The following is a 24,005-nucleotide window of genomic DNA, read 5'->3' as shown; positions in this document are numbered from 1 at the left end:
GAAGTGTGGGATGTGGCCCAGATTGTGTCAAAACGCATTTTGGATGCGTTAAAATTTGCCATCCGAAAGCGAGGATGAGCAACATGAAACGGTTCGTTCAAGGCGACAATCGTACACAAAGCTCTCTCCTTCCTGAAGCGCTCGATGACTACGTGACGGACACCAATCCCGTGCGCGTAGTTGATGTCTTTGTCGATGAGCTTGATCTTCGTAAGCTTGGGTTTGAAGGCGTCGAACCAGCGTTGACTGGTCGGCCGTCGTATCACCCCGAGGTGATGCTCAAGATCTATATCTACGGGTACCTGAATCGTATTCAGTCGAGCCGCCGCCTTGAACGCGAGGCTCAGCGCAACGTCGAACTCATGTGGCTTACGGGCCGCCTGGCACCAGACTTCAAGACCATTGCGCGGTTCCGTAAAGACAACGGCAAAGCGATCCGTAGCGTCTGCCGTCAGTTCGTCGTGCTGTGCCAGCGTCTGGACCTCTTCGCCGAAGCGATCGTTGCGATTGACGGCAGCAAGTTCAAGGCGGTGAACCACCGCGACCGTAACTTCACGAGCGCGAAGCTTGAACGACGCATGCGCGACATCGAGTCAAGTATCGCTCGCTATCTCGAGGCAATGGACACAGCGGATCGTCAGGAGCCGGCAGTCGCGAAGGTCAGGACAGAGCGACTGCAAGACAAGATTGCGGCCTTGAAGGAGCAGATGCGAAGCCTCAAGGAGATCGAGGTGCGACTGAACGCGACACCTGACAAGCAGGTTTCGCTTACCGACCCGGACGCGCGTTCAATGAAGACGCGTGGGACCGGAGTTGTTGGCTACAACGTCCAGACGGCAGTGGATACGAAACACCATTTGATCGTCGCGCACGAGGTAACTAACAACGGCATTGATCGTGATCAACTGACGTCGATGGCGAAGCTTGCCCGAACGGAAATGGGTGTAGGCAAACTCACTGCGATCGCGGATCGAGGCTACTACAAGAGCGAAGAGATACTTGCATGCCACGAAGCTGGCATCACCGTATTCGTGGCAAAGACGGTGACATCAACCGCCACGGCGCATGGCCGTTTCAGCAGGGATGATTTTATTTACAACCCGGAAACGAACGAATATCGGTGTCCGGCCGGTGAGCGGCTCATCTGGCGATGCTGGACCATAGAGCGTGCTCTGAAGCTCGGCAAGTATTGGAGTTCGAATTGCCAGCAGTGCTCGTTAAAAGAGAAATGTACGCCGGGCACTGAGCGGCGTATGACCCGCTGGGAGCACGAGACCCTTGTTGAGGAAATGCAGGCGCGACTTGATCATGCTCCTGAGATAATGCGTACCCGGCGAGAGACAGTCGAGCATCCCTTCGGCACGATTAAGGCATGGATGGGGGCCACTCATTTCCTCACGCGGACCATCGAACGAGTGAGCACTGAAATGAGCTTGCACGTGCTGGCGTACAACATGAAGCGAGTGATCCGGTTACTCGGTTCAGAAACGCTTATGACAGCAATGCGGGCGTGATGCCCGCATGGGGTTGTTGAACCTTTGCAATCTGTTCGCCGGGTTTCGTTCGGCTTGTCGCAATCGAAAAGCTGCAACGTCCGATGAGACCGGTTTCGTTATTTCTTGTGGCCGCCCGTTTCGACACAGTCTGGGCCGTAAACAAACGTATGACGATTCGCCCACGCTCCGCCGGTGCGTCGTCTGCAGCGGTCCCCAGCGCAGAGTGTCCCACGCGTAGTCGACATGGAAGGTCAGGACGAGGTCGTTGAAAACGCCGCGGCGCCCGGTGTTGCCGACACTCGCCCATACCCATCCGCATCTGCCGCCGTATCGCTTTCGCCTCAGACCGCGTCGTCCGGGGTGGAGGGTGTGCGTGGTGAGCCAGTGGACGGAGGGGCGGCGACCAAGCCGCACGACGCTAGTGCCGGTGTGGTTGTCGATACCGTGTCGGACGGCGGAATCTATCAGCGGTTGATCCAGGGTATCGCCGAATACGCGATCTACATGTTGGACACCGAGGGGCGAATCCGTACATGGAATGCCGGTGCGCAACGTGCGAAGGGCTATACCGCCGAAGAAATCATAGGCTGCTACTACGGTTGCCTCTACACGCCCGAAGACCAGGTGAACGGCCTTCCCGCATCGAATCTTCGGATCGCACGGGACGAAGGCAAATTCCAGGCCGAGGGTTGGCGCGCGCGTAAGGACGGCTCGAAATTTTGGGCGCACGCGGTCATTGATCCTATTTACGACGCGAATGGCGCGTTGTTCGGTTTCGCCAATGTGACGCGTGATTGCACGGAGTTGCACCATCTGCTCATCCGCGCGCAGGAGCAGGAGCAACGGTTCCGCTTGCTGGCCGAAGGGATCACCGACTACGCGATTTACATGCTCGATCCGAGTGGTATCGTTACGAGCTGGAATGCGGGCGCCGAACGGGCCAACGGCTACGAGGCGGCCGAGATCGTCGGCAAGCATTTTTCAATGTTTTATACGCCGGAGGATCAGGCGAAAGGCATCCCCGCGTTGGGCATAGACACGGCGCGGCACGTTGGCAAATTCGATGCCGAAGGGTGGCGCGTGCGCAAGGACGGCAGCCATTTCTGGGCGCACGTGGTCATCCAGCCGGTCTATGACGATGACGACGCGCTATTCGGCTTCGCCAAGATCACGCGCGATTGCTCCGAACAACGCAAGAATGCCAACGCACTGGCGGCCACTTCCCAGAACCTGAATCTGGCGCTGACGAATATGCGTCAGGGCTTATGCTTGTTCAACCAGCGTGGCGAATTGGTGCTGTCGAACCGCCGTTTCTCCGATATTTTCGAATTGCCTCCCGACGCATTGACGGCGGGCATGTCGCTTGAAACGGTCGTGGAACGGATTTCGCAGATCGTGCCACTGTGGGAGCAGCCCGAGGCCGCCGAGCATCTGCGACAACTGACCGTGTCGTTGTCGGATCGGGACAGCTGGATTCGCGAGACGATGGAGCTGGAGTTGTTGTTCCGGCTGCGCCATATCGCGGTCAGTACGCGGATGCTGGCGCACGGCGGCTGGGTCTCCACGGTCGAGGACGTGACCGAACAGCGGATGACGGAACAACGCATCCAGCATCTGGCGCATCACGACACGCTGACGAACCTGCCCAACCGCACCAGTTTTCAGAATCGTATCCATCATTTGCTGAACGCCACTGGTGTCGAGCGCGCCGGTTTCGCGCTCTTGTATCTGGACCTGGATCGTTTCAAGCCCGTCAATGACTCGCTTGGACACCATATCGGCGATTTGTTACTGAAAGCGGTCAGCCAGCGCTTGCTCAACATCCTCGGCACGGGTGAGCAACTGGCGCGGCTCGGGGGCGACGAATTCACCATCGTCACCACGTCGTGCCGGACGGTGGCGCAGGCGCGGGCGTTGGCGCAACGTTGCATCGATCAACTGGACCATCCTTTTGAGATTGCCAGCAACGAGATCAGCATCGGAGTAAGTGTCGGTGTGGTGCTGCACGCGGACAACGCGACGGATGCCGATCATCTGCTGCAACAGGCGGATTTGGCGTTGTACAAGGCGAAACGCGAAGGGCGCAATCGTTTCTGCCTGTACGAACCAGGCATGAGCGATCCGCTGCGCACCCGTAACGAGATCGAGGACGACCTGCGGCGTGCGCTGCGCGGCGATGAGCTGACGTTGCATTACCAGCCGATCATCGATGCGGTCACGGGGCGCGTGACCGCATGTGAGGCGTTACTGCGTTGGCGTCACCGACGGCGGGGCGTGATGGCGCCCGCGCAATTCATTCCGGTGGCCGAAGAGCGTGGAATGATGCATGAGCTGGGGGCGTGGGTCATGAAGCGCGCCTGCATGGATGCCATGGCCTGGCCTGAGGACGTGCGGTTGAGTCTAAACGTGTCGCCGTCGCAACTGCTGTATCACGAATTTATCGGCGCCTTGTCGATTGCATTGGAGGAGTCGCGCTTTCCCGCGTGTCGGCTGGAACTGGAGATCACCGAGACCGCACTGCTGGAAAATGCGGAGATACCGCGCCAGATTTTGAAGGAAGTGCGGGCGATGGGAATCGGGGTGGCGATGGACGACTTTGGCACCGGTTATTCGTCCCTCAGCTTGCTGCAGAGTTTCCCATTCACGCGGATCAAGGTCGACCGCAGTTTCATCAAGGAACTGGGCCGCAATCCGAAATCGATGGCCATCGTGCGATCGGTCATGAGTCTGTGCCGTAGCCTCGGAATGGCGACGATCGCGGAAGGCGTTGAGACACAGGCGCAGCGGGAGACCTTGCTGGCAGAGCACTGCACCGAGCTGCAAGGGTTTCTTGTCTGCCGTCCGATGCCGCCAGCGGATGTGCTGCGTTGGCTGAACGCCGTGCGCGTTCCGGGCCACGGTGACGCGACATCCGGCAAGCGTGGGTTTACCGCGTAGCCGAGCCCGGGCTGGGCGTCGGGAAGCGCGTCGGATGCTGACCTGGCGGGCGTGCTGGTGGCCGCTGCATCCAGCGTGGCGTCATGCGCTAGGCGTCGCGTTGGCGCGGCGGTGTCGCAACGGGCGCGTGTACCAATCCCAAGCTTTCCAGCGTCGCGGCTACCCGCAGCACATGATCCTCGCGCCACGGCGCGCCGATGATTTGCACGCCTATCGGCAGCGTAGGATGCGCGTGCCACACCGGCACCGTGCAGACTGGCAGACCGATGCACGAAATAGGTTGCGTCAGGATACCCATGTTTGCACGAACCGGCAGCGTGTGATACCCGACCTCCATCATTTCCTGGCCCACAAGCGTGGCGACCCGCGGCGTGGCCGGCGCCAGCAGGATGTCGTAATCACCAAGCAGTCTTGCGACGGCCTGGGCATACACGCGGCGTACCCGATAGGCGCGATGTATCCAGGCCGCGGGCAATAGCGCGCCGGCAAGGAAGCGATCGCGCGACAGGGGTTCGAACGCATCCGGTTGCGTGCGCAGATCGGGCAGGTGCAGCGCGGCGCCCTCGGCATTCGTGATCAGGAACGCCGCCGCGCGCCCTGCCTCGACCAGGGGCAATGACACGGCGTGATGGACATCCAATGCCTCGGCGATGCGGTCCACGGCGGCGAGGCTTTCCGGCTCGGCGTACTCTCGGAACCAGCCGTTCAACATGGCGATACGCAGATCGCCGCGTCCGATGTCGTTTCCGGCATGGCCGGCAAGTGTCGACAGTACTTGCTCCGCGGTCGTTTCGACCGCGCGTCCGGCGCAGCCACCGTCGCCCGTCGCGGGCGCGCGCTGCATCACGTCGTAACTCAACGCCAGATCGCGCACGCTGCGTGCAAATGGTCCGAGATGGTCGAGGCTGTCGACGAACGGATAGGTGCCGGTGCGAGGGAGACGGCCGAAAGTCGGTTTTAGCGCAAATGTGCCGCAAAGCGACGCAGGCACACGGATCGACCCGTTGGTATCGGACCCCAGCGATAACGGGACTTGGCCTGCCGCGACGGCGGCAGCGGAACCGCCGGACGAGCCGCCGGCAATCCGATCGATATCATGAGGATTGCGTGTGACGCCGTAGTGCGAGTTTTCCGTCGTGAAGCCATACGCGTACTCATCCATGTTGCAGGCGCCAACAAGTATCGCACCGGCCGCTTCCAATGCGGCGACCAGCGGCGCATCGTTGGCGGCGGGGGGGCGAGAGGCTTCGATGCGCGAACCGGAGAGCGTCGTTACACCGGCGATATCGAACAGGTTCTTGACGGCAAAGGGTACGCCGGCGAGGGGGAAGCGTGCTAACGCATCGGGATCGCGTGCGCGCAGGGTGTCGAGTTCGCTCGCGCGCTGTCTGGCGCGTGCATCGACGACCGTCGTGAAAGCGCGTAAGGCGCCATCGGTCTGCGCAATGCGTGTCAGCGCCGTCTCGACAAGATCGCTTGCGCGGATTTCACCTTGTCGTACCGCCGCGGCCATGCCAGTGGCGTCACCCAGGAACAGTTGGGTCGCGGGAGAAAGCGATGATCCTGTCATGCCGCACCTGTCGGGTCGCGTCTCGCGGGACGAGGTACCGCGGCGACGGGCTCGAACCGGCTAGCCGGTTCGTCGCGCTCGGAAAGCGGGATGGCGTCGAGTTGCCGTGCCATCGTCGCGGCAATATCGAGATAGCGGAGCACGCCGGGACGAAAGGCGGGATCAATCGGCAGGCCGAGCGTGACAGCGGCAGCTTCCATATATGCCTCAAGCGCTTCGGCAGACAGCACTGCGCGGGGCGGCGGCGTATTCACGTCAGGGGCATGCTCAAGGCGCGCACCGGGTGTGCCGAGTGGCACGGTGGGGTCAGGGGTGACCGTTTCCGTCGGCCAGGAAGATCGGGACGTCGAATGAGGCATCATCGGCATGGGCTTCCGGCAATCGTCGGCGTGACAGGGGTTCCTGCCACGATTTGCTATGCAACCATGGTACGCATCATAGTCGTTGCCGGCCGCGTATCAAAATTCGATGTCGCTGAAGACAAGTCATCGCCGGGAGGAGGCATGTCGCGGTGTGCGTCGGCACAATGAAAAAGGCCCCACGATATGTATCGTGGGGCCTTGTTTCTGCGACGAATCGGTTGTCATCGCTAATTCTGGTGGGTAGTACAGGGTTCGAACCTGTGACCCCTGTCGTGTGAAGGTACAATAAAATATAGATTTGACGGTGTGTGTGCGGTCGTCGTAGTATTTTTTGGGACAAATTTGGGACAGCGATGGATGGGCACGATTACCAAGCGTGGGGAGCTGCAGTGGCAGGCTAAGGTGCGGCGGAAGGGGTTCCCGCAACAATCACGCACCTTCATGTACAAAGAGGACGCCGAGAAGTGGGTGCGGGCCATCGAGCGCGAACTCGAGACTTCTGGGTTTGTTGATCGGCGGGAGGCCGAGAAAAACACGCTTGGAGACGTGCTCCGGCGGTACCAGAAAGATGTTACGCCTCTCAAGAAATCGGCGGAGATCGAGTCCATCAAGATCAATGTGCTGCTCCGCGACAAGGCGCTGGTCGATTTGAAGATGTCCGCCGTCAACAGCAACGCGTTGGCGAAGTGGCGTGATCGCCGACTTAAAGAAGTGGCGGGCGCAACCGTCAACCGGGAAATGAACGTGCTTTCGGCGGCGCTGAACCATGCGCGGCGCGAATGGGGGATTCACGTCGAGAATCCGATACCGTATGTGAAGCGACCGGAGCAGGCGCGCGCACGGGAGCGCCGGTTGTCGGCCGAAGAGGAGCGCTATCTGCTTGCCGCGCTCACAGGTGGTGAGCGGCGTGAGGATGGAACTTTCGGCAAAGGCGCGCGAAATCAGTGGTTACTACCACTCGTTGAGCTTGCCCTCGAAACGGCAATGCGACGCGGCGAGCTACTGTCTCTGCAATGGGAGAACGTCGACATCGAGCGGCGTACCGCGCACTTGCCGTATACAAAAAATGGAGACGCGCGTACGGTGCCGCTTTCGACACGGGCAGCCAACATCTTGAAGGCGCTACCGTCGTATGTCGCCGACGGAACTGATGAGCGCGCTATCGGCCCCGTCTTTGCAACGACCGCAATGGCGCTTCGGAAGGGGTTCACGCGAGCGATCGAGAGAGCCCAGCAGCAATATGCCGCGGATTGCGAGGAAGCCCGAAAGAAACCTCTTCCCGGGTTTCTCAGTGACTTGCATTTCCACGATACCCGTCATGAGGCGGCGTCGCGGCTGGCTGACAAACTCTCCAACGTGCTGGAGCTGTCGGCCGTGACCGGCCATCGTGATTTACGAATGCTGAAGCGCTACTACCACCCTCGTGCTGAGGATCTAGCGAAGAAGCTGGATTAGGTTGTGGACAACCGCGATCAGGAATCGGGATAGCGTTCCGCCTCCATCGGGATAGCATTCCGGGGTGTCGGGATAGCATTCCGGTTTCTCGGGATAGCGTTCCGCGCCTTGTGCGGCGAGCCTTGCTGGGAAAGGCTCTCGCGACCGCGACGGAGCCTCTACCTTTCTTCTACCTTTTTCTACCATCGTCTGGCTGTGGAAAAGGAGGCGATCCACTCGTATATCGCCGACACCGACGAGTCGCTTGATCCGCGAGAAGCTTTCAGAAGACTGAAAATTCACATTAAACTGTCGAATCCCAACGCGACAATCCCACCAGGAGTATCGATGACCTCAAGCGACTACGCTGCAGAATGGGCCGTTGCGGTCGAACGGACCAAACGCTTCGGCCTTGAAGTCCCCAGCCATGAGGTGCTGCTCACGCGCCGTTACTTGGGGGATGCCCAATTGGCCGAGTTTCCCTACGTGGTGCAGCGAGGCCTCGGCGATCTCGATTTTCACGACGTGGTGGCGCAGTGCATGGCCATTCATTTCCGACTGGTCCCGGTCATACAGGAATGGCTCAAATGTCCGGTCCTATTTACCCTTGGTTGGATTGACGACGGCACCCAGAGGGGTATGTTCAAATTCGACGACGGCTTCATTGCCAGCAAGCTCAAGGACGGTCACGCCGTTGGCACCGTGAATCTCCACGCGTGGCTGACGTTGCCCAGCATGGAAGTGATCGACGTGGCACTTGCTACCACCATTGCCGTGCTCAACAAGATGCCGAATGGGCACGGTGGCGTGTTGGCTGGACCTGCCAACAGCTTCAATGGCATTGCTTACAAGCCTATGCTGGTCGGTTCTGATTTTCTGCGGAAGACCGGGTTGCTGGTCGAGGGGGCCATCTATATGTTGGACGACAATGCGCGTAACGGCTGAATCAACTTCGAATAGTTGAAGGTGCTCGGCGTAATATGGTTCGAGTATCAAAATGCCTCGAATCTTGGACATGATCCAAAAGGGAATTGGTATGCAGCTTGATATTTCTACCTCTGTTGTCGTTGCGTTTATGGGATGTCTGGCTTTGTTCTGGCTTTTCCTCGCGCGATATTACTGGCGGCGGATGCGCACCTTCTCCTACACCTGCATCGGTCTTTGCGCCGTGATGCTGGGCTACGTGAGCGACGGAATGCAGTTCGAGGCTTTGGCGCGTGGTGCTTTCGTGGTCACGGTTATCGCAGTTGGCTTGCAAATCGCATGGGATGGATACAAGGCTCAGAAACGAGCTGGCGAGGGTGGTCGCCAAGGCCGATAAATCGCGTCCTGATTAGGTTGAGAATTTTTCGGGTCGTAGTAATAGTAGCGTTATTACTATTACTACTACTGCATATAAGCCGCAGGCGGCAGTGTCATCTCGATGAGCCGCCGGCGGGGTGGGCTCCTGGCTAAGGGAGTTTCGGCGTTTTGTGCAGCTCAACCCAGTACTCGTTAATCTCGTCGTCGGGTATGTTGAAGCGCTGCAACCATGTCTCACTTGCCACGCTGGTATTGAGCAGCGGCGCGGTACTGCTCGCGGTGCCGCTCTGCAGGCTGTTGATCTTGTCGGCGACGATCGCGCGCAACGCATGGTTCAGCAGCACATACGCGGCGGGAGGCGCCGGCGGGATTCCCTTTCCCAAGGCGACGCCGGCGACCGGATCTACGCCGGCCTGAATGATCAGGCCGCCATCGCCGAACGGTGTCTTTCGGTACCAGTCTGGCGGGAGCATCAGACTATCAGCGCCGCCCGCTCGTTGAACGAGGTCGGCATTCAGCGCGACCAGCCAGTCGACGGTTTTGATCTTCTCCACCAGGTCGCGGAGTCCAGTCCGCATCGGATCGCCGAGGTCGATGCCGGGGCCGTACAGGCGTCCCCAGAAATATTCGCTCGCTTCGTTCGGCCGACGACCCATCGGCGGGACGTTCACTCCGTAGCCAGCATGCCCGTGGACGGTCGGCACGGCTGCAGCAAACTCGGCGAACAGCTTCTCGAACGTGCCTGGGCTGATCTGCAGGAACCGACGAGGTACCGTGAACACCATCACGTCGAGGCCGCGGGTACCCATCGCTGCTTGCCAGTCCTCGAGGCAGAAGACAGAGAATTCGTAGAAACCTGCCGCGAGCTTGTGGTCGGCGCTCGTCGTCGAGGAAACGAGGATCGATTCGCTTGGCAGATCTTTCGCCAAATGCGGGAATCCCGGCGTCTTGTCGAAGGCGACAGGCTTTGCGCCCTCTTCGTAGAACCAGCGCATCGGGCCGACTTTCGGTACTTCGATTCCGGCTTCCTTTGCGGAAGCTTTCTCGTACTCGGTGATCGCCGTGAGGTAATGGTCGTAGCACTGGACGAGCGCTCGCCGCACCTTGGGGGTGTATCCGCCCTTGAAGTACAGTACACCGCGCACGACGAGCGCAGCGCCCACGATCCCCTTCTGGTAGGGCTCTTCGTACAGGCCGAATGGCAGGGTATCTTGCCGCTGCGGATCTTTGGCCCACGCAATCAGTTCGTCTTTCGTCATGGCCTTCAGAGGATCGGAATGGGCAATGGGGCTGGCGGCAAACCGAGGGGCGTGCGGTTCAACCCGCTCGGGGTGTCGCCGAAAAGCTCTTCGGTTTCGGAATGCGTCTTTGCCGATCGAGCGGGCTGTTTCTCACGCTTCTCATCCCCACATCCACAATCGGCGCGGCCGAGCGGGGCATATTTGCCGTCGTCGCCGGCAATCCGTCGATAGGCGTCTTCCTGACCGGGGCCGAAATCGTCGTCGAACTTCATTTCGACGACTGCTCGAATGTTCGATTGTACTGGCGGCTGTGAGGGGTCGTTTACGACCACTACGTCAGGTCGGCGAGTTTGTATCTTTCCGGCCCGCTTCCCCTCTAGGTAGCCGGCCATACTGCCCGGCCAACTGTTGCGAATATAGTCCAACAGGTTGTCGTGCGGCACCAGAGGATCGGCGTCGGACATGATTGGCGACGGCGGCTCCTTGGTCATGTCGTAGCTGACTTCGGGGACGTACGGTGTCTTTTCCCCGGTCGCCTCGGCCGATCTAGCATTCTCCGCGTCAAGCCGTTCCTTGACGCACCGCTGGCGCTGAAGGCGACCGCCGCCACGCGTCCATACACCCATCGAGTTGCATTTACACATGATGGGGCAAAGCATGGCCTTGTCGGCCGGCGTTAAGCCTCTCCTGGCCCCCACCACGGTAGTTTGGCCGCCGGGCTTTGAGCCGCCCGATGCCGATCCGCCCGAGTACCCGGTCATGCCGGCCCCGTGCTGGAGCTGTCGTGACTGAATGTGAGTGAGGCGGATTGGCTGCTGTTCAGCCAATCCGTGTGGCCGCTGGCGTCTGTCGTGCCCTGGATCGTTTGGCCGTCGGAAGAGGTGGCGGTGTAGGGGTGATTCGCCAGCGGCTCGCGTGTCTTGTCGTCGACGAGTTGGAAGCGTCCGCGATAGGCCCCGTCGCGCTGCGCGATTACGCTCTTTCCGCCGCCGACCGGGGCGCCCGCTCCCGACGTTGGGGAGGCCGTTGCCGTGTTTTGCGATGCGATCAGGGTCGCGCCGCACGCAGTCATGTCGCCGTCGGATGCGACTGGGACGCCACCGAACGTCATATTGAGTTCGCGCTTTACCTTGACGATGGGGAATATCCCGCCGCACCTAGGACATGCAACCATAGTGCCAAGCAGCGCTAGCGCTTTGCCGTCGACGGTATTGCTCGGATCACAGGCGAGCACGCGCCCGCCGTGCGAGGTCGTGTCGCCCTCGCGGATAAATGCAAAACCCATATGCAAATCGCCTGTTGGATCTATCAGGTCGTCACGTTATTTCGCGAAGTCGCTCGCTTCGATCCAGCCGTCGCTTGCCAGCACGAGCATCGTGCGGCCCTTCTGGTGGTCGGCGAGCTGGGAGGCGAGTCCCGTATAGACCTGGCGCACTTCGTCAGACTTCGCCCACGCCGGCACGTCCACGGTGCTGAACGTATATGACACCTCCGACATGGTGGAGCCAAGCGCATTCGAAGGCTGTGTGAACCTCACCACTTCATCCACCTTGTAGTGGCCGGCGCACAAATCCGTGCCCTTGCCATTGGGGTTAGCCAAGGCCTTTTTGCCGTCATCCGTCAGGTCGTAGATCTTCGCTGGCACTTCTTTGGGGGTAGCAACAAACGTCCGCGAAGGCTTCGTGGTGCCATCCTTGACGTTCAATAGACCGGCCTTCACGAGCACGTCAAGAGGGCGGGTGTTGTCGGTGTTTAGCTTGTCGGCTTGCTGCTGACTGCGGTAGTTATTCGGTGACTCGAGCGCGATCGCAATCGGATATGCGTTGCCGACCATGAAACCGCCTGGTTTGATCGAAACGCAGGTTTTCGCCAGATGTGTGTTGATCGCCTTTTCGAAGTTGCTGTTGTTCGCGTCTTTAGAAGAACCGCAGGCGGTGAGAAGAACGGCGAGTGCTAGCGAGGAGAGAGTAGATTTTTTCATGAAATCGTTTTTCATTTCATCAGCGGAATGGGCCCGCCGAAAATGTACCGCATAGTTGCCTGCACAGGCAACTTGCTGTCGTCTGTCAATCGGTTTGAATACCATCAGTTTTTAATGCTTAGTGCATCGCCAATTAATGTCGCACTCCGACCGTATATTGATCGATGATCGCCTGCATTGCGCCCGTATCTTGTCGATGCCATCTGAGCAGCCGGCGATCGTCGTTGCACCGTCTCAGGATCTTCTGCAGCTCTTCGATGGATGCTGCATTTGGCTCGCGCTCCGCGCGCCCTTTCAGGATGCGTTTCCATACGATGCTGAACATCGTGTCGATCAGGTCTTCAGCAAGCTGCAGATCGCTTAGCTGATCGTCCGTCAAAGCGCCGGCCAGGACGCTGCCGGCTCGATCCATCATGTTCATCGTCGGGTTTCCTGAAGGTACTTTCGAAGCGTCGGCGTAGCTTCATCGAGGCGTTCACCTCGCAGCACTTCGTTGATTCTTTCCATCGACATTCCGCGTGCCTTCAAAGTTTCCAGCTCGGCGCGGAGAATCGCCACGTCTTCCTGCTTTTTTCTGTCCGCTGCCCTGCGTTTTTCACTGACCTTGTTGGCCTCGATTTGCTCGCTTGTGAGGGGTGGAAACTCGGCATCGAGCTCGGCAAGCATCCCTTTCACCTGGCCGACCGTGAACCTTTTTTCGTTTGTCATTGCTGTTGGCTTTTCGGATGCCGGCGAAATGTCGGCGAAATACGATTTCGTCTTACGTTTCAAGCTTCCTGAATGGTATCGCTTAAAACGGCGACGTGCTATACCATCTGCACCACGGTTGAGTGTAACAGGATGGCCCTTGTCTGACACATGGAACTTCGTTCCTGTGCCGCCAAGGGACGCCAGCCCGTTCGGCGCTTCGCTTCTCACAGGCCGGCTCATCCTGCCAGGGCGCCGCCCTGGACCCGTTGACCGGCGCGCAGCGCCTATTGGAGGACCGGCTATGCCGTTCGCAGTGAAAGGCGCGGAGGCGCTGACCGAGAAAATCGCCGTGCGGCTAACGCCGGACGAGAAGACGCGTTTGCGTGACGACGCTGAACTCGCCGGCGTGAGTGTTTCTGAGCTCGTGCGCCGTCGCTACTTCGGGCGGCCCATTGTTGCCAACGCCGACATGGTGATGGTGCGGGAGCTGCGCCGCATTGGCGGCCTGCTGAAACACATCCACAACACGACGGACGGCGTTTACAGCCGCGAGACTGCGCAGGCCCTCGTGGAGATCACGGGGCAGATCAAGAAGCTGAGCCAACCATGATCTTCAAGAAGGTGCCGGCGGACCGCGTGAAGTCGAAGGCGAAGCATGTTCGCGATCTGACTGACTACATTCGCGATCCAGCCAAAACCAAGCCGCACGAAAAAGTCGGGTACACCGGCGCACGTGGGTTCCTCTGCGACGATCACGTCGGCCAGCAAAGCGAGATGATCGCGTTGGCGATGGATGCCCCGCGTAGCGCGAACCCGATCAATCACTACATCCTGAGCTGGCGTGAGGGCGAATATCCGACGGCAGCGCAGGTGGAACAAGCGGTCAAGATCCTGCTCGCCGAGTTGGGCCTTGACGAGCACCAGGCGCTGTATGCGTTGCACCAGGACACCGACAACATGCACCTGCACGTTGCGGTGAACCGAGTGCATCCGGATACGCTCAAAGTCATCAAGCCGAACAAGGGTTTCGACAAAGAAGCTGGCCACCGCGCGATCGCCAAAATCGAAGCCGCCCAGGGTTGGTCGAGCGAGCAAAATGCCCGCTACAAAGTCGACGCCAACGGCGAGGCTATCCGGGAGGCTTCCAGCAACCCTAGAGCACCATCGCAGAAACGGCGCGATATGGAGGTGCGGACGGGCGAGCAGTCCGCCGAACGCATCGCCATCGAGACCGCTGCGCCAATCATTCGCGCGGCCGCGAGCTGGGCCGAGCTGCACGCCGGCCTGCAGGCGCAGGGCTTTCGCTACGAGCGCAAGGGCAGCGGCGCGATCATCTGGATCGGCGACGTGGCGGTGAAGGCCTCGAGCGCGGATCGTGGCGCGACGCTGGCCGCCCTGCAGAAGCGTCTGGGCGAGTTCCAGCCGACCGCGCCGGCGGAGGCTTCAACTACCCTTCAGGCCAAACCAATCAAGGCCAGTGCGCCGCGCTGGGCCGAATATATCACCGCGCGTCGCGCGCATTACCAGGCCAAGGAAGCCACGAAGACCCGTTTGAGCGAGAAACACGAGCTCGAGCGGCAGGGGGTGGACAAACAACAGCGCGCCGAGCGGGGCAGCGTGACGGCCGGCACGTGGCGCGGCAAGGGCGATCTATTGAACGCACGGCGCAGCGTTTTGGCGGCCGATCAGGCCGCCATGCGTCTTCGGATGCAGGACCGGCAGCGCGAGGAGCGCCGACGCTTCCAGGAGCGTTTCCGGCCGTTTCCGAGCTACGAGGACTGGATCAGGAGCGAGCTGTCGCCTGAGGCGGCCGACCAGTGGCGCTACCGCGACCACGAGCCCGACGAGATCCCGGCGCGGATTGTCGGCGATATACGAGTCAATCCAGTTGAGACTCAACGCCGCAAGGACCTGCGCGACTTCGTGGCCGAGATCCGCGGCGATCGCGTGGCCTACCATCTGGCCGGCCGGGTTTCGCCAGCGTTCGTTGATCGGGGCGACCGGATCGATGTGCATGACGCAGCCGACGAAGCCGCCATTCTGGCCGCGCTGCAGCTCAGCGCTGAGAAGTGGGGAACCTTCCAGGTGACTGGTAGCCAGGCCTACAAGGCCCGCTGCGCCCGTCTGGCGGCCCGGTATGGCTTCGTGATCACCAACCCGGAGCTGCAGGCCGTCATACGGCAGGAGAGCGACCGTCTGGCTGCGCAGCGCGGTCAAGCTGCTGGCCAGATCGGACGACCGGTCGACGGCGCGCCGAAGCGCTCGCCCCGCCGGATGTCGTAATTGCACCCGCGTGGACAACGAGGGGGCGCAGGACTATAGTATCGCTAGGTATCACCCATTGATAGTGGAGGGCCGACATATGGCAACGTCACTCAAGATCGAGGACGAATTGAAGAGCCGCGTACAGCACCTTGCCAGCATGCGCGATCGGTCGCCGCATTGGATCATGTGCGAGGCGATCAAGCAGTACGTCGAGCGCGAGGAAGCGCGCGAAAGCTTCAAGCAGGAAGCAGCGGCTTCGTGGGCGCACTACCAGGAAACTGGCCTGCACCTGACCGGTGAAGAGGTTCGCACCTGGCTGAAAACGTGGGGCACGGACGATGAAACGGGGCTGCCTGAGTGCCACACGTAATTATCACGCCCCGCGCCGGTCAGGGATTGGAACGCTGCCGGCGCTTTCTGGCCGACAAGAGCGAGACGGCCGTTCGACGCGCAGCTCAGGCGATCGAGCGGCGATTTCTGTTGCTGGAGACGACGCCGGCCGTTGGCCGCCCTTTTCCCGAAAATCCGGTGTGGCGGGAGCTGGCCATCCCGTTCGGCGACTCGGGCTATGTGGCCCTGTATCGGTACGAACCGGCAGATGACGCCGTCTACGTGCTGGCCTTTCGGCATCAGAAAGAAGCGGGGTATTGAGGTGACTGACGACGAAGCCAGCGCCCGAATTGCTGTCCTCCATGACGAGGCGGCCGCCATTCTGGCCGAGCAAGGGCTGTCGCCCCTGCAGGCTTACTGCCTGATTCTGGAATGGGTCACGGTTCGACACGAGCCTACGTTGCAGCTGCTTGCCGACGCGGCAGCCTACGACCAGTGGTTTCGAGATAAGGTCAAAGAGAGCCTTGATTACCCCCGTGAATCGGTATCTGACGAAGAAGCACGAGCTTTCTTTGCCAAGAAGTGAGCCGAGCTACAAGCACGGATCAAGAACGGCAATGAGTGAAGATAACCGCAGGGAGGTCCATGAGCGATGAGCGACGATTACGACGCTTGGTTCCAGAGACAGGTCCACCAGGGCCTGCAGGAGGCTGACGACCCGAAAACGGAGTGGGTATCGCACAACCAGGTGAAAGCCGATATGGCGACCCAACGAGCGGTGTTGCAGCGTCGCATCGAAGGCGGTGATTACACCCGCTGCGCCACGCCACTGGTCTACGCCGGCCGGCTCGAGCTGCAACCTGAAATTCTCGTCGAACTCGGCGAGCAGAAGAAGCCGGACCAGGAGGCTCCCCCTACCTGATCCGGGTCAGGCGACCCGCCCAGGTGTTGACGCACCCGGACGGGACTTCCACAACACCACCTGTACAAGAGGTGATGGCATGGCCACTAAGTATCCTATCAGCCCGGATGCAATCCGGACCGAAATCGCACGCATGCAGTCGGCGAAAGCCCTCATGCGTGCGGCCAACAAAGCGCTGGCGAAGGGCGATGACGCTGCTCTGGTCGACATGGGTTTTTCGCCCGAACACGTCGACGAGCTGCGGAAGAACGGCGGTTTTCCGTCGACGTCGATCGGCAACAACACGCGGATGATCACCCATCTCAGATCGATTGGAAAGCCGCATGTACGCTGAAATTGCCCGGCTGCTGTCGATCACGGCCGCCGTGTTGACGCCGGCCGCCGTGGCCGGTGTCAACACGATATAGATTGCAGGCCATAGATGGAGGAATGCATATGTCGATCCCCCGGATCCCGATGGATTGCTTCTGGCGGGCGGATTCGTGGTCGATCCCAACAGGCGAGGAAATCCGACAGGTGATCGAAGTGAGTCAACTGTCTGCGGAAGGTGCGACGGCACTTCTCGGCTTAGCGGACAGCAGTCACGTGGAGAACTGGTTGGGCAATGTATCACCTATTCCATATTCGGCATGGGCGGTGCTATGTGCCAACGCTGGATTTGGTTCGATATGGAATTCTGGGCCAGGGCCGGAACTGGCACTAGAAGACTATTTTTGGTCGCGTGAGAAGAAGGCGCGACGCATCTACGGGAACTTCGAAGTCACGGCGACCAGCGATCCTATCTCATGCGTAATCGAAGTTAACCTGGCGCTTCTCAGCACCGCGATGAAGGGCGACTCCATCTGGGCGGCTAATCCTTCTGAACGAAACAGGGAGACTTTTCGGCCGGATCGGTACGCACGGGTCCATCAAGAATTTACTTTGGGTGAGGCCGTTTACATGCCGTACCTCTCCTTTGATCGTGGCCGGACTGAGATCACGGATGGCCGCCATCGGTTGTATGCGTTGATCGACCTTGGCTATACCCACTGCCCTGTCGTGTCGGATTCGGACCATGTCGCGGCCATCGCGACGTTGGTGCGGGATGAGCCGTAGTGGACCGCGTGTCGTACCGTCATGGCTTAGAGCGTTGACTGCACTACGCAACAGGCGATGTGGTAGATGGCGGGGTTTGAGCAATGCCGGCATGGATTGGCTGAGCGTGAAATCTTTGCGTTGCACGAGGTCGGCCCGAACCTTATATGGAAAAACCGGGCCGACAGGCCCGGTGGGTTGATTTTATCCAGCCGCTATGCGGCGTGCTCCAAGGCATAGCGAATACGAGCGCCGGTATCTTCGGCTCGAAGCCTGTTGACGCGGATCTGCATCGAGGGATTGGCAAAGTCCCGGAAGCTGAACGTGAATGCGGAATGGATTGCGTCGCCGGCGTCGCTAACTTCGGCGCTTTGAATGTAGGCGAGCGGCTCGCATTTTGCGACGTTCTTCTGACGATCAATGACAACCGCTTTGCCTGTCACGGTATCAAGGCCGACATACCGCGTGTTGAGGTAGTCGACAAGCTCGACTTGCGGCCGGAAGCTCGGTGCAATCGACGCGATAAGCTTTCGCATGTCGCTGTCGCGCGATCGGCGCCATTTCGATAGAAGCAGGAGACCGCCCGCGACCCAAGCGACATATGCAACCATTGTCACAAGGGCCGCGCCTGAGTGCAGGAATCTGCCGCCCCATACCGAATATACGAATGCCGGGAGCGCGGCCAGCACGGATGTCGCGATATAGAACAGCTCTGATGCAAGTCTCAGCAATCGCATTGCGTTCTCCTATTCTCTCATGCCATCAGTCTTGGATGAAGGATTTGTCCCACCCAGCGGGCGTTTGCCACCTCTGCCAGACGGACGAATATCGAATTTTGCCAGCACGGTATTGAGCGCGGCCTTGGTTCTCTCGCTGTGGTCGCCACCGATCATCGCTGGCGCGCCGCCGCCCACCCAGTTGATCACCTTGTCCGGGACGAGGAAGATCAAGTTGAAGCAGCTATGCACAAGGTTGAGGCACATCGAGAAGTAAATAGCACAATACGCCAAGATCGAACCGATACCAGTCAACGAGTCGAACTGCGCGTTTGCAAGGGCAATGCCGAACAACTCGTTTAGCAATGTTCCGCCGGCGATGATCCCCGCACCTCCGAGGAAGAAACCGATCACCATGAGGATGGGACGCACCATCATCTCAAGAAGGAAAATGTAGCCGTGGGCGGTCTTGTGGCCCACGCCGTCGCCCTCCCCGCCCAAATGCGTGATCGCCCATAGCGGAGCCGCGATCACTCCTTCCCCGACAACGACGAGCCAGTTCACTGCCGCACCGAACCACACAACGAATGGCACCATCGGCAGGTAGGTTGACAAACCGAGACCCAGCAGCAGTGCGGCGATGATGATCATCATGATAATCGGTCCGGCTCCATCCAATGCACCTTTGACGAAGCTGATCGCGCCACTGGCGTCGGCTACCCGTGATGCCAAACCTGCGATGCTGAAACTTTCGCTGGTCGCTTCGAGACCCTTGGCCGTCAGGTATCCGGCAAGACCGATTTCGGCGACGCCAGTGAGGTGGTCGCCAAGGTTTTTCATCTTGATCAGCGGGTTGATTTGACCGCGCGATTCGCCACCGTCGTTGATGTAGGTGATTGCCTCCGTCAGTGCTTGACCCGGTGAGCTGAACAGCTTCGCGAGGATGTTGCCGCCGTCGTCTTGTCGCTGCGTACCGAGTGGAGTGGCGTGCGTCGTCGTTGCCCGGCCCTGTTGCGCCTGATACGCAGTCAAAGCAGTCGTGTAGACACTCATCACGGCGGGGTCGCCGGCTATCGACGGACCGAATGTCGTTGCTTTGCCGGCTACGGCATCGGAAAGCTTCGTGTTGGCCGCAGCAAAGGTCTGATACCACGCGCCGAGTGTCCACCACCCACCGTCCTTGATGGATGCCCCGAGCTGGCTGGCGAGCTCCTCAATGTTGCCCTGTTTCGTCGCTGCGATTGAATTGACGGTGTTTTCGTACTGCTGCGCCGCTGCCTGGATCGCCACTTCGACGTCGGTGACCGTGCTGCTGCCGTCGGTGCTACGCATCGTCACGGCATTGACGAACTCGCGCGCTGCGGTGCTCAGCGATTTTTCCATGCCAGAGAGCGCTTGGAGGTGAGCTCTGCGGATCTCTGTGACATCGATCGTGCTCGAGAACCAGTTCGTCGAGCTCGGCTGGGATTCGAGATTTGGATCGACGTTGGCACCTCCGCATGCGAAGCTTTTGTTAGCGAGCATGAAGCCGGTATCCGTCGATTGCGTCTGCACGTAGCCGCTATCGTCAACCAACGCTCCTTCGCTAGACGCCGTGGCCAAGCCCGCGTTAATGCCGTGGCGGCAAAGCTCCATTTCGAAAATCTTGTGGGCCAACTCGGTGGTGCTCGGCATGACCGGCTGCAGCACCATTCCCTTTCCATCGCTAAACGCCTTGACGGCAGCGTCGACGCCCATGTTTGCCACGCCGACACCCATCACCGACGCGGCCCAAAGCATCAGCAACTGTGAGAGGGACCAGCCGTTTGCGGTCGGCACGAGCGACGCGAGACCCCATACGATCCGAAGCGGCCCCCACATAGTGTGCTTTTCGCGGTCAAATACGGCACCGTCGTGCGCTGTCTGCGACACTTTCCGGAACATCACATAGCACGCGAAGAACGCGCCAATGACCAGCAGCGCACCGTTCGCGACTTGGAAGATGCTGGCGAGGATCGTGTCACTGCCGCCGGCACCGCCGGTCGCAAAGGGATTGTTGACGACGTTTCCGTAGATGGTGACGAGCGCCTGGCGCGACTTGTCGCCGGAGCGCTGCGCTGCCTGCGTGATCTCACCGAATGTCGTACCTTCGGCGAACGCCGGCATGGACATCCAGCAGCCGACGATTAGCAGCAAAAAGGCGCGCGTAATCTTGATGCGGTTCATTGCTGTTCCTCCCGTTGGTCGCTCTTGGTCCACCAGAACCGAATCTCGTGATCAACGATGCGGGCCCACCAGAACCGCCGTCGGTAGTAGTCGATACACGGCCGGTCGGGGTGGCGTGCGCGCCACAGCCGTTCGTCCGCGGACCAGGCGAGGACTGTTGTGATGACCAATAGGATCGACCACACAAGTGGTTGAAAAAGTCGCCCGGTGACGACGCCGAAGAGCGACCCGAGGGCGAGAAAGAGGAACCACCGCTTCAGCGCCAGTTGTGTGGCGACTTCTTGTTCATCGGGATTTGGCATTTTTGTTCCTTGTATTTGTACGTACATACGTATGTATTCAATTGCGACGATTCGACGAACCGCGCAGAACAGGGGGCTCGCATGGCTACAACTTGGTCCAGACTGCTTGCTCCGAGCCGCGTGTGCTGGTTCCGATGTGCGCGGCGGCAATGACTTCAACGCGCTCCAGCTCCGCGAGTGCGGCGCACAAGGCACTTCGGAACTTGCGAAGGGGACTGGTGTATTGCAGCTTGTCTTTGAGCCAATCGAGGCCGTATCGCTGCACCTTGTCGGCAGAGGTAGCGACGAGGCGCTGCAACGTTTTGGCCATGTCCTGGCCTCGCTTGATTGCTAGGCGCTTTTCCCAATCGATGCGCGCGAATTCCTGGTTGCTATACATGGCGACCCATCGAGGGTCGATTACGAGCGTGTATTGCTTGCGCGTTGCGTCGTATATGAATCGATCGATCATTCGTATCCCGTCGCCGTCGGAATCGCCGTCGCCAATGCGGTACTTGTTGACGACGTCGATGATCAATGTGGCCTTGTAGAGCGCTTCCACGGCCCGTCGAAGCCATCGATACTCGGCTCCGCCGATTTGTCGGCCCATCGCTTCGAGTATCGACGCACTGCGCACATCGAACGGCTCGCCTAGTGGGGAGGCCGCCGCGATATGCATGAGCTGCATCCAGACGTCGGCCTGGCTTTCGTCGAGTTGGATGCCCGTGAACCGGATCACCACGTCGCGGCGGCTGATTAGGATGTGGTCGTTGAGAAAGCGTCGCCGATGGGTTTTCGACAGAGGGGCGAACAGGCTGCTTCGGGCAATGTGATTTGGCATTGCCCGCATGGTCGGCTCGAGGCCGGGCAGGAACATTTGGCGAGGCCGTGCGAGCTCGCGTGCCGCACGCTCTTGAATTCGCGACCACATCTCAGTGCTTAGGACGCTTGGAGGCTGCGGCGATTCGAGCGCCCTCTGCGAGCGGAGCGCATCTTTGCCTTGCGAAGCATTCATCGCTCGACCCCCGTGCTGTAGTCGTAACTGGCGGGGCATGGCGTCATGGCTCGGCCGGTTTCGCCGGCCTCAAAGCCAGCCCGCCAAGCATCGGAATGAATCGGCGGGCCGATGTTCATCGCGCCCCCTGGGCTGGCGACCGAGATTCGACCGTTTGGCACTGCCAGGCTGCTTGCTGCGCTTTTGTTGGCCGGCCGCGCGGGCGTCGGGCTGCAGGGGGTGGTGGTTCCCGACTTGCGTTGATCCAAGCAAGAACGTCACTTTCCCACCAGCACAGCCGCCGGCTGTTGGGCATCTTGAAAGGGCGTGGGATCAGGTGGAGGTACTTGGTGTTCGTCGCGCAAGTACGAATGGTCGTCGGTGCTTTACCGATCAGCCGGGAGAGTTCTTCGATGAATAAGACGCGTACTGGCGCGTCTCCCTGGACGGGGAACGGGGCGGACATGACACCTCACACGGGCTCGAAAGCGCGGTGAGGGGTAGGTGTCAACAGTCCTCACGTGTGTGGGCCCCGCGTGCGGGTGTCTGGCGGACATCGGGCAGGACTGTAATGAACGTTTGCGCTTCGTGCATTACTGTCTTTGCCCCCGACGCCTTCGTTGTTCAAAGGCGCAGCGTTTCGTGTCGAGCTATCCCATACACTGACTTCGCTCGACGCTCCAGCGTCATCGCGGCAGCGCAGAACGTCGCCGCAAATCCAGCATTCCTGGCCATGATTCTGGCAGTCATGAATGCCGACGTGGGAGAAGATAGTACAAAAGAAAATGTCCCGTCAACTGACGGGACATTCTTGGGACAACCAGAGGTAGGATTTACTCTAACTCGGCATGCATATCGAGTTGTACGAGCATCGATAAGCCCCTGCTTCTTCCGGAATTCTTTGGTGGGTAGTACAGGGTTCGAACCTGTGACCCCTGCCGTGTGAAGGCAGTGCTCTACCGCTGAGCTAACCACCCTGGGTCGTATTCGACAGCACCGCAGAGCGATTGATGCTTGCTTGCGCTGTCGAGGAACGAGATTATAGCAGCGATCTTTCGCTTTGCAAGCGTTTTTCACCGACGCCGGGCCAATGCATGCACGAGCGATGCATCTCGCGACAGCTCACGCCGCTGTTGGCGCGGCTGCTTCTGCGGCGGGCTCGGCCAACCAGACGCATTTCCCTTTTGATGCCTTGTCCAGTTCGGCGAGCAGTGCGCCATGCGACGCCGCTTCGTCGTCGGTTGCCCGCAGGACGGGCAGCGAGAGCGATGCGAAGGTCGCGGCGGCCGTTTTTGCTGCCTGGGCGTGGCCGCTGCTCGCATGATCGGTGTGATCGTCGCCACCGTCGATGACCAGGCTCTCCTGGCCGCGCGTCAGCGACAGATACACTTCCGCCAGCAATTCCGAGTCGAGCAGGGCGCCGTGCAGCGTACGGTGCGCGTTGCTGATGCCGAAACGGTCACACAGCGCATCCAGTGAATTCCGTTTGCCGGGAAACGTGGCCTTCGCCATGGCCAGCGAATCGATGATCTCGCCCACGTGCTCGACGAACGGTGGCCATCCCAGCCGGGCAAATTCGGCTTCCATGAAAGCGACGTCGAACGGCGCGTTATGGATAATCAGGTCGGCGCCTTTCACGTAGTCGCGCAGGGCTTCGGCGATCTCTGCGAACTTTGGCTTGTCCGACAGGAAGTCGGTGGTCAGGCCGTGTACGGCCAACGCACCCGGATCGCTGTCGCGTTCCGGGTTGACATAGAAGTGCAGGTTATTGCCGGTCAACCGACGGTTGACCAGCTCGACCGCACCAATTTCGATAATCCGGTCACCGGTCTTGGGGTTCAGTCCGGTGGTTTCGGTATCGAATACAAGTTGTCGAAGCATCGTCTGTCAATAAATAGTGGGAGGGCGCCGCGAGACGAAGGCTAATCCGCGCGGAATTCACGCCCTTGCATATTTTGCGCTGCGTCGCGTAAGCGCGGTAACGCGCCGTGACCAGGATTTCCGCATATCTTACGCGATCGTGTCGATCGACGAGCCGGCATTTTTCGTCAGGTAAGTGCACCAGCCGGGCAATGCGACATCGATCACGACGGCCACGCTTTCCGGGTCCCGGTTCGTCTGACAAAAGTGCGTCAGGAGTACGTCCGGCAGTGCGTCGGGCCGGCGGGCGTTGTCAGTCAGAAGGGTCGTCACCAAGGCGAAGTG

27 protein-coding genes and 1 tRNA gene are annotated in these 24,005 nt (G+C 60.0%); 13 read left to right on the top strand and 15 right to left on the bottom strand.

Annotated elements, in window-relative coordinates:
• Positions 1-83 precede the first annotated feature (83 nt).
• Positions 84-1,514, top strand: coding sequence for an IS1182 family transposase (locus SJQ66_RS25335; protein WP_224028112.1), 1,431 nt, complete (start codon positions 84-86; stop codon positions 1,512-1,514).
• 225 nt (positions 1,515-1,739) lie between these two features.
• The gene (locus tag SJQ66_RS25330; protein WP_253464925.1) at positions 1,740-4,433 is read left to right on the top strand and encodes a sensor domain-containing protein; all 2,694 of its coding nucleotides are present in this window, start codon (positions 1,740-1,742) and stop codon (positions 4,431-4,433) included.
• Positions 4,434-4,521: 88 nt separating this feature from the next.
• On the opposite strand, the gene SJQ66_RS25325 is transcribed toward SJQ66_RS25330, so the two are convergent.
• Both SJQ66_RS25325 and SJQ66_RS25320 read right to left on the bottom strand, forming a co-directional pair.
• A complete protein-coding gene (locus SJQ66_RS25325) occupies positions 4,522-6,003 on the bottom strand; it encodes an AtzE family amidohydrolase (RefSeq protein ID WP_024901461.1) in 1,482 nt (493 codons plus the stop codon).
• Positions 6,000-6,371: a DUF4089 domain-containing protein gene (locus tag SJQ66_RS25320; RefSeq protein ID WP_036006764.1), complete on the bottom strand. Its 372-nt coding sequence runs from the start codon at positions 6,369-6,371 to the stop codon at positions 6,000-6,002. Before SJQ66_RS25320 ends, SJQ66_RS25325 begins: the two co-directional genes overlap by 4 nt.
• A 351-nt stretch (positions 6,372-6,722) precedes the next feature.
• Between SJQ66_RS25320 and SJQ66_RS25315 the strand changes: the two genes are divergently transcribed.
• The 3 genes from SJQ66_RS25315 (at position 6,723) to SJQ66_RS25305 (ending at position 9,120) form a co-directional block, all read left to right on the top strand.
• Positions 6,723-7,820: a site-specific integrase gene (locus tag SJQ66_RS25315; protein WP_320534695.1), complete on the top strand. Its 1,098-nt coding sequence runs from the start codon at positions 6,723-6,725 to the stop codon at positions 7,818-7,820.
• 327 nt (positions 7,821-8,147) lie between these two features.
• Entirely contained in the window at positions 8,148-8,744 is a 597-nt protein-coding gene (locus tag SJQ66_RS25310) for a hypothetical protein (RefSeq protein WP_320534694.1), read from the top strand.
• Positions 8,745-8,796: 52 nt separating this feature from the next.
• Positions 8,797-9,120, top strand: a complete 324-nt coding sequence (locus SJQ66_RS25305) for a hypothetical protein (RefSeq protein ID WP_320534693.1) — start codon at positions 8,797-8,799, stop codon at positions 9,118-9,120.
• A gap of 130 nt (positions 9,121-9,250) precedes the next feature.
• Here the strand turns inward: SJQ66_RS25305 and SJQ66_RS25300 are convergent, their stop codons facing one another.
• The 6 genes from SJQ66_RS25300 to SJQ66_RS25275 all read right to left on the bottom strand — a co-directional run bounded on the left by SJQ66_RS25300 (position 9,251) and on the right by SJQ66_RS25275 (position 13,241).
• Positions 9,251-10,360: a type VI immunity family protein gene (locus tag SJQ66_RS25300; protein ID WP_320534692.1), complete on the bottom strand. Its 1,110-nt coding sequence runs from the start codon at positions 10,358-10,360 to the stop codon at positions 9,251-9,253.
• A gap of 5 nt (positions 10,361-10,365) precedes the next feature.
• Complete coding sequence (locus tag SJQ66_RS25295) at positions 10,366-10,806, bottom strand: nuclease (RefSeq protein ID WP_320534691.1); 441 nt, start codon at positions 10,804-10,806, stop codon at positions 10,366-10,368.
• 293 nt (positions 10,807-11,099) lie between these two features.
• Positions 11,100-11,627, bottom strand: coding sequence for a PAAR domain-containing protein (locus tag SJQ66_RS25290; protein ID WP_320534690.1), 528 nt, complete (start codon positions 11,625-11,627; stop codon positions 11,100-11,102).
• Positions 11,628-11,663: 36 nt separating this feature from the next.
• Complete coding sequence (locus SJQ66_RS25285) at positions 11,664-12,428, bottom strand: SEN1982 family lipoprotein (protein ID WP_320534689.1); 765 nt, start codon at positions 12,426-12,428, stop codon at positions 11,664-11,666.
• Between the two features lie 28 nt (positions 12,429-12,456).
• Entirely contained in the window at positions 12,457-12,744 is a 288-nt protein-coding gene (locus tag SJQ66_RS25280; RefSeq protein WP_320534688.1) for a hypothetical protein, read from the bottom strand.
• Entirely contained in the window at positions 12,741-13,241 is a 501-nt protein-coding gene (locus SJQ66_RS25275; protein ID WP_320534687.1) for a hypothetical protein, read from the bottom strand. The genes SJQ66_RS25280 and SJQ66_RS25275 overlap by 4 nt, the downstream gene beginning before the upstream one ends.
• Positions 13,242-13,314: 73 nt before the next feature.
• Between SJQ66_RS25275 and SJQ66_RS25270 the strand changes: the two genes are divergently transcribed.
• From SJQ66_RS25270 to SJQ66_RS25235, 8 genes are all read left to right on the top strand, one after another.
• Positions 13,315-13,623, top strand: a complete 309-nt coding sequence (locus SJQ66_RS25270) for a plasmid mobilization protein (RefSeq protein ID WP_320534686.1) — start codon at positions 13,315-13,317, stop codon at positions 13,621-13,623.
• On the top strand, positions 13,620-15,296 hold the full coding sequence (gene traI / locus SJQ66_RS25265) for a TraI/MobA(P) family conjugative relaxase (RefSeq protein ID WP_320534685.1): 1,677 nt from the start codon (positions 13,620-13,622) through the stop codon (positions 15,294-15,296). The genes SJQ66_RS25270 and traI overlap by 4 nt, the downstream gene beginning before the upstream one ends.
• A gap of 79 nt (positions 15,297-15,375) precedes the next feature.
• Positions 15,376-15,648 carry a CopG family ribbon-helix-helix protein gene (locus tag SJQ66_RS25260; protein ID WP_320534684.1) on the top strand — a complete coding sequence of 91 codons (273 nt, stop codon included), beginning with the start codon at positions 15,376-15,378 and terminating at the stop codon, positions 15,646-15,648.
• A complete protein-coding gene (locus SJQ66_RS25255) occupies positions 15,636-15,929 on the top strand; it encodes a type II toxin-antitoxin system RelE/ParE family toxin (protein WP_456153917.1) in 294 nt (97 codons plus the stop codon). Before SJQ66_RS25260 ends, SJQ66_RS25255 begins: the two co-directional genes overlap by 13 nt.
• A 1-nt stretch (position 15,930) precedes the next feature.
• On the top strand, positions 15,931-16,194 hold the full coding sequence (locus SJQ66_RS25250; protein ID WP_320534683.1) for a hypothetical protein: 264 nt from the start codon (positions 15,931-15,933) through the stop codon (positions 16,192-16,194).
• A gap of 66 nt (positions 16,195-16,260) precedes the next feature.
• On the top strand, positions 16,261-16,530 hold the full coding sequence (locus SJQ66_RS25245; protein ID WP_320534682.1) for a hypothetical protein: 270 nt from the start codon (positions 16,261-16,263) through the stop codon (positions 16,528-16,530).
• Positions 16,531-16,609: 79 nt separating this feature from the next.
• Complete coding sequence (locus tag SJQ66_RS25240; RefSeq protein WP_320534681.1) at positions 16,610-16,864, top strand: hypothetical protein; 255 nt, start codon at positions 16,610-16,612, stop codon at positions 16,862-16,864.
• Positions 16,865-16,965: 101 nt separating this feature from the next.
• A complete protein-coding gene (locus SJQ66_RS25235) occupies positions 16,966-17,625 on the top strand; it encodes a hypothetical protein (protein ID WP_320534680.1) in 660 nt (219 codons plus the stop codon).
• A 194-nt stretch (positions 17,626-17,819) separates the two neighbouring features.
• On the opposite strand, the gene SJQ66_RS25230 is transcribed toward SJQ66_RS25235, so the two are convergent.
• The 7 genes from SJQ66_RS25230 to SJQ66_RS25200 all read right to left on the bottom strand — a co-directional run bounded on the left by SJQ66_RS25230 (position 17,820) and on the right by SJQ66_RS25200 (position 23,993).
• Positions 17,820-18,341, bottom strand: coding sequence for a hypothetical protein (locus SJQ66_RS25230; RefSeq protein ID WP_320534679.1), 522 nt, complete (start codon positions 18,339-18,341; stop codon positions 17,820-17,822).
• A 9-nt stretch (positions 18,342-18,350) separates the two neighbouring features.
• Entirely contained in the window at positions 18,351-20,525 is a 2,175-nt protein-coding gene (locus SJQ66_RS25225) for a DotA/TraY family protein (protein ID WP_320534678.1), read from the bottom strand.
• Entirely contained in the window at positions 20,522-20,827 is a 306-nt protein-coding gene (locus SJQ66_RS25220; protein WP_320534677.1) for a hypothetical protein, read from the bottom strand. The genes SJQ66_RS25225 and SJQ66_RS25220 overlap by 4 nt, the downstream gene beginning before the upstream one ends.
• A gap of 85 nt (positions 20,828-20,912) precedes the next feature.
• On the bottom strand, positions 20,913-21,656 hold the full coding sequence (trfA, locus tag SJQ66_RS25215) for a plasmid replication initiator TrfA (RefSeq protein WP_320534676.1): 744 nt from the start codon (positions 21,654-21,656) through the stop codon (positions 20,913-20,915).
• A gap of 1,046 nt (positions 21,657-22,702) precedes the next feature.
• Positions 22,703-22,777: transfer RNA gene (locus SJQ66_RS25210), tRNA-Val, on the bottom strand.
• 145 nt (positions 22,778-22,922) lie between these two features.
• The gene (gene dnaQ / locus SJQ66_RS25205; RefSeq protein WP_024901459.1) at positions 22,923-23,681 is read right to left on the bottom strand and encodes a DNA polymerase III subunit epsilon; all 759 of its coding nucleotides are present in this window, start codon (positions 23,679-23,681) and stop codon (positions 22,923-22,925) included.
• 129 nt (positions 23,682-23,810) lie between these two features.
• Positions 23,811-23,993: a hypothetical protein gene (locus SJQ66_RS25200; RefSeq protein ID WP_253464927.1), complete on the bottom strand. Its 183-nt coding sequence runs from the start codon at positions 23,991-23,993 to the stop codon at positions 23,811-23,813.
• Between the last annotated feature and the right edge of the window lie 12 nt (positions 23,994-24,005).

This window comes from Robbsia andropogonis (assembly GCF_034047095.1).
Lineage (GTDB): Bacteria > Pseudomonadota > Gammaproteobacteria > Burkholderiales > Burkholderiaceae > Robbsia > Robbsia andropogonis.
Note: the sequence above shows the minus strand (reverse complement) of the source record. Positions and strands in the feature narration are given on the sequence as shown.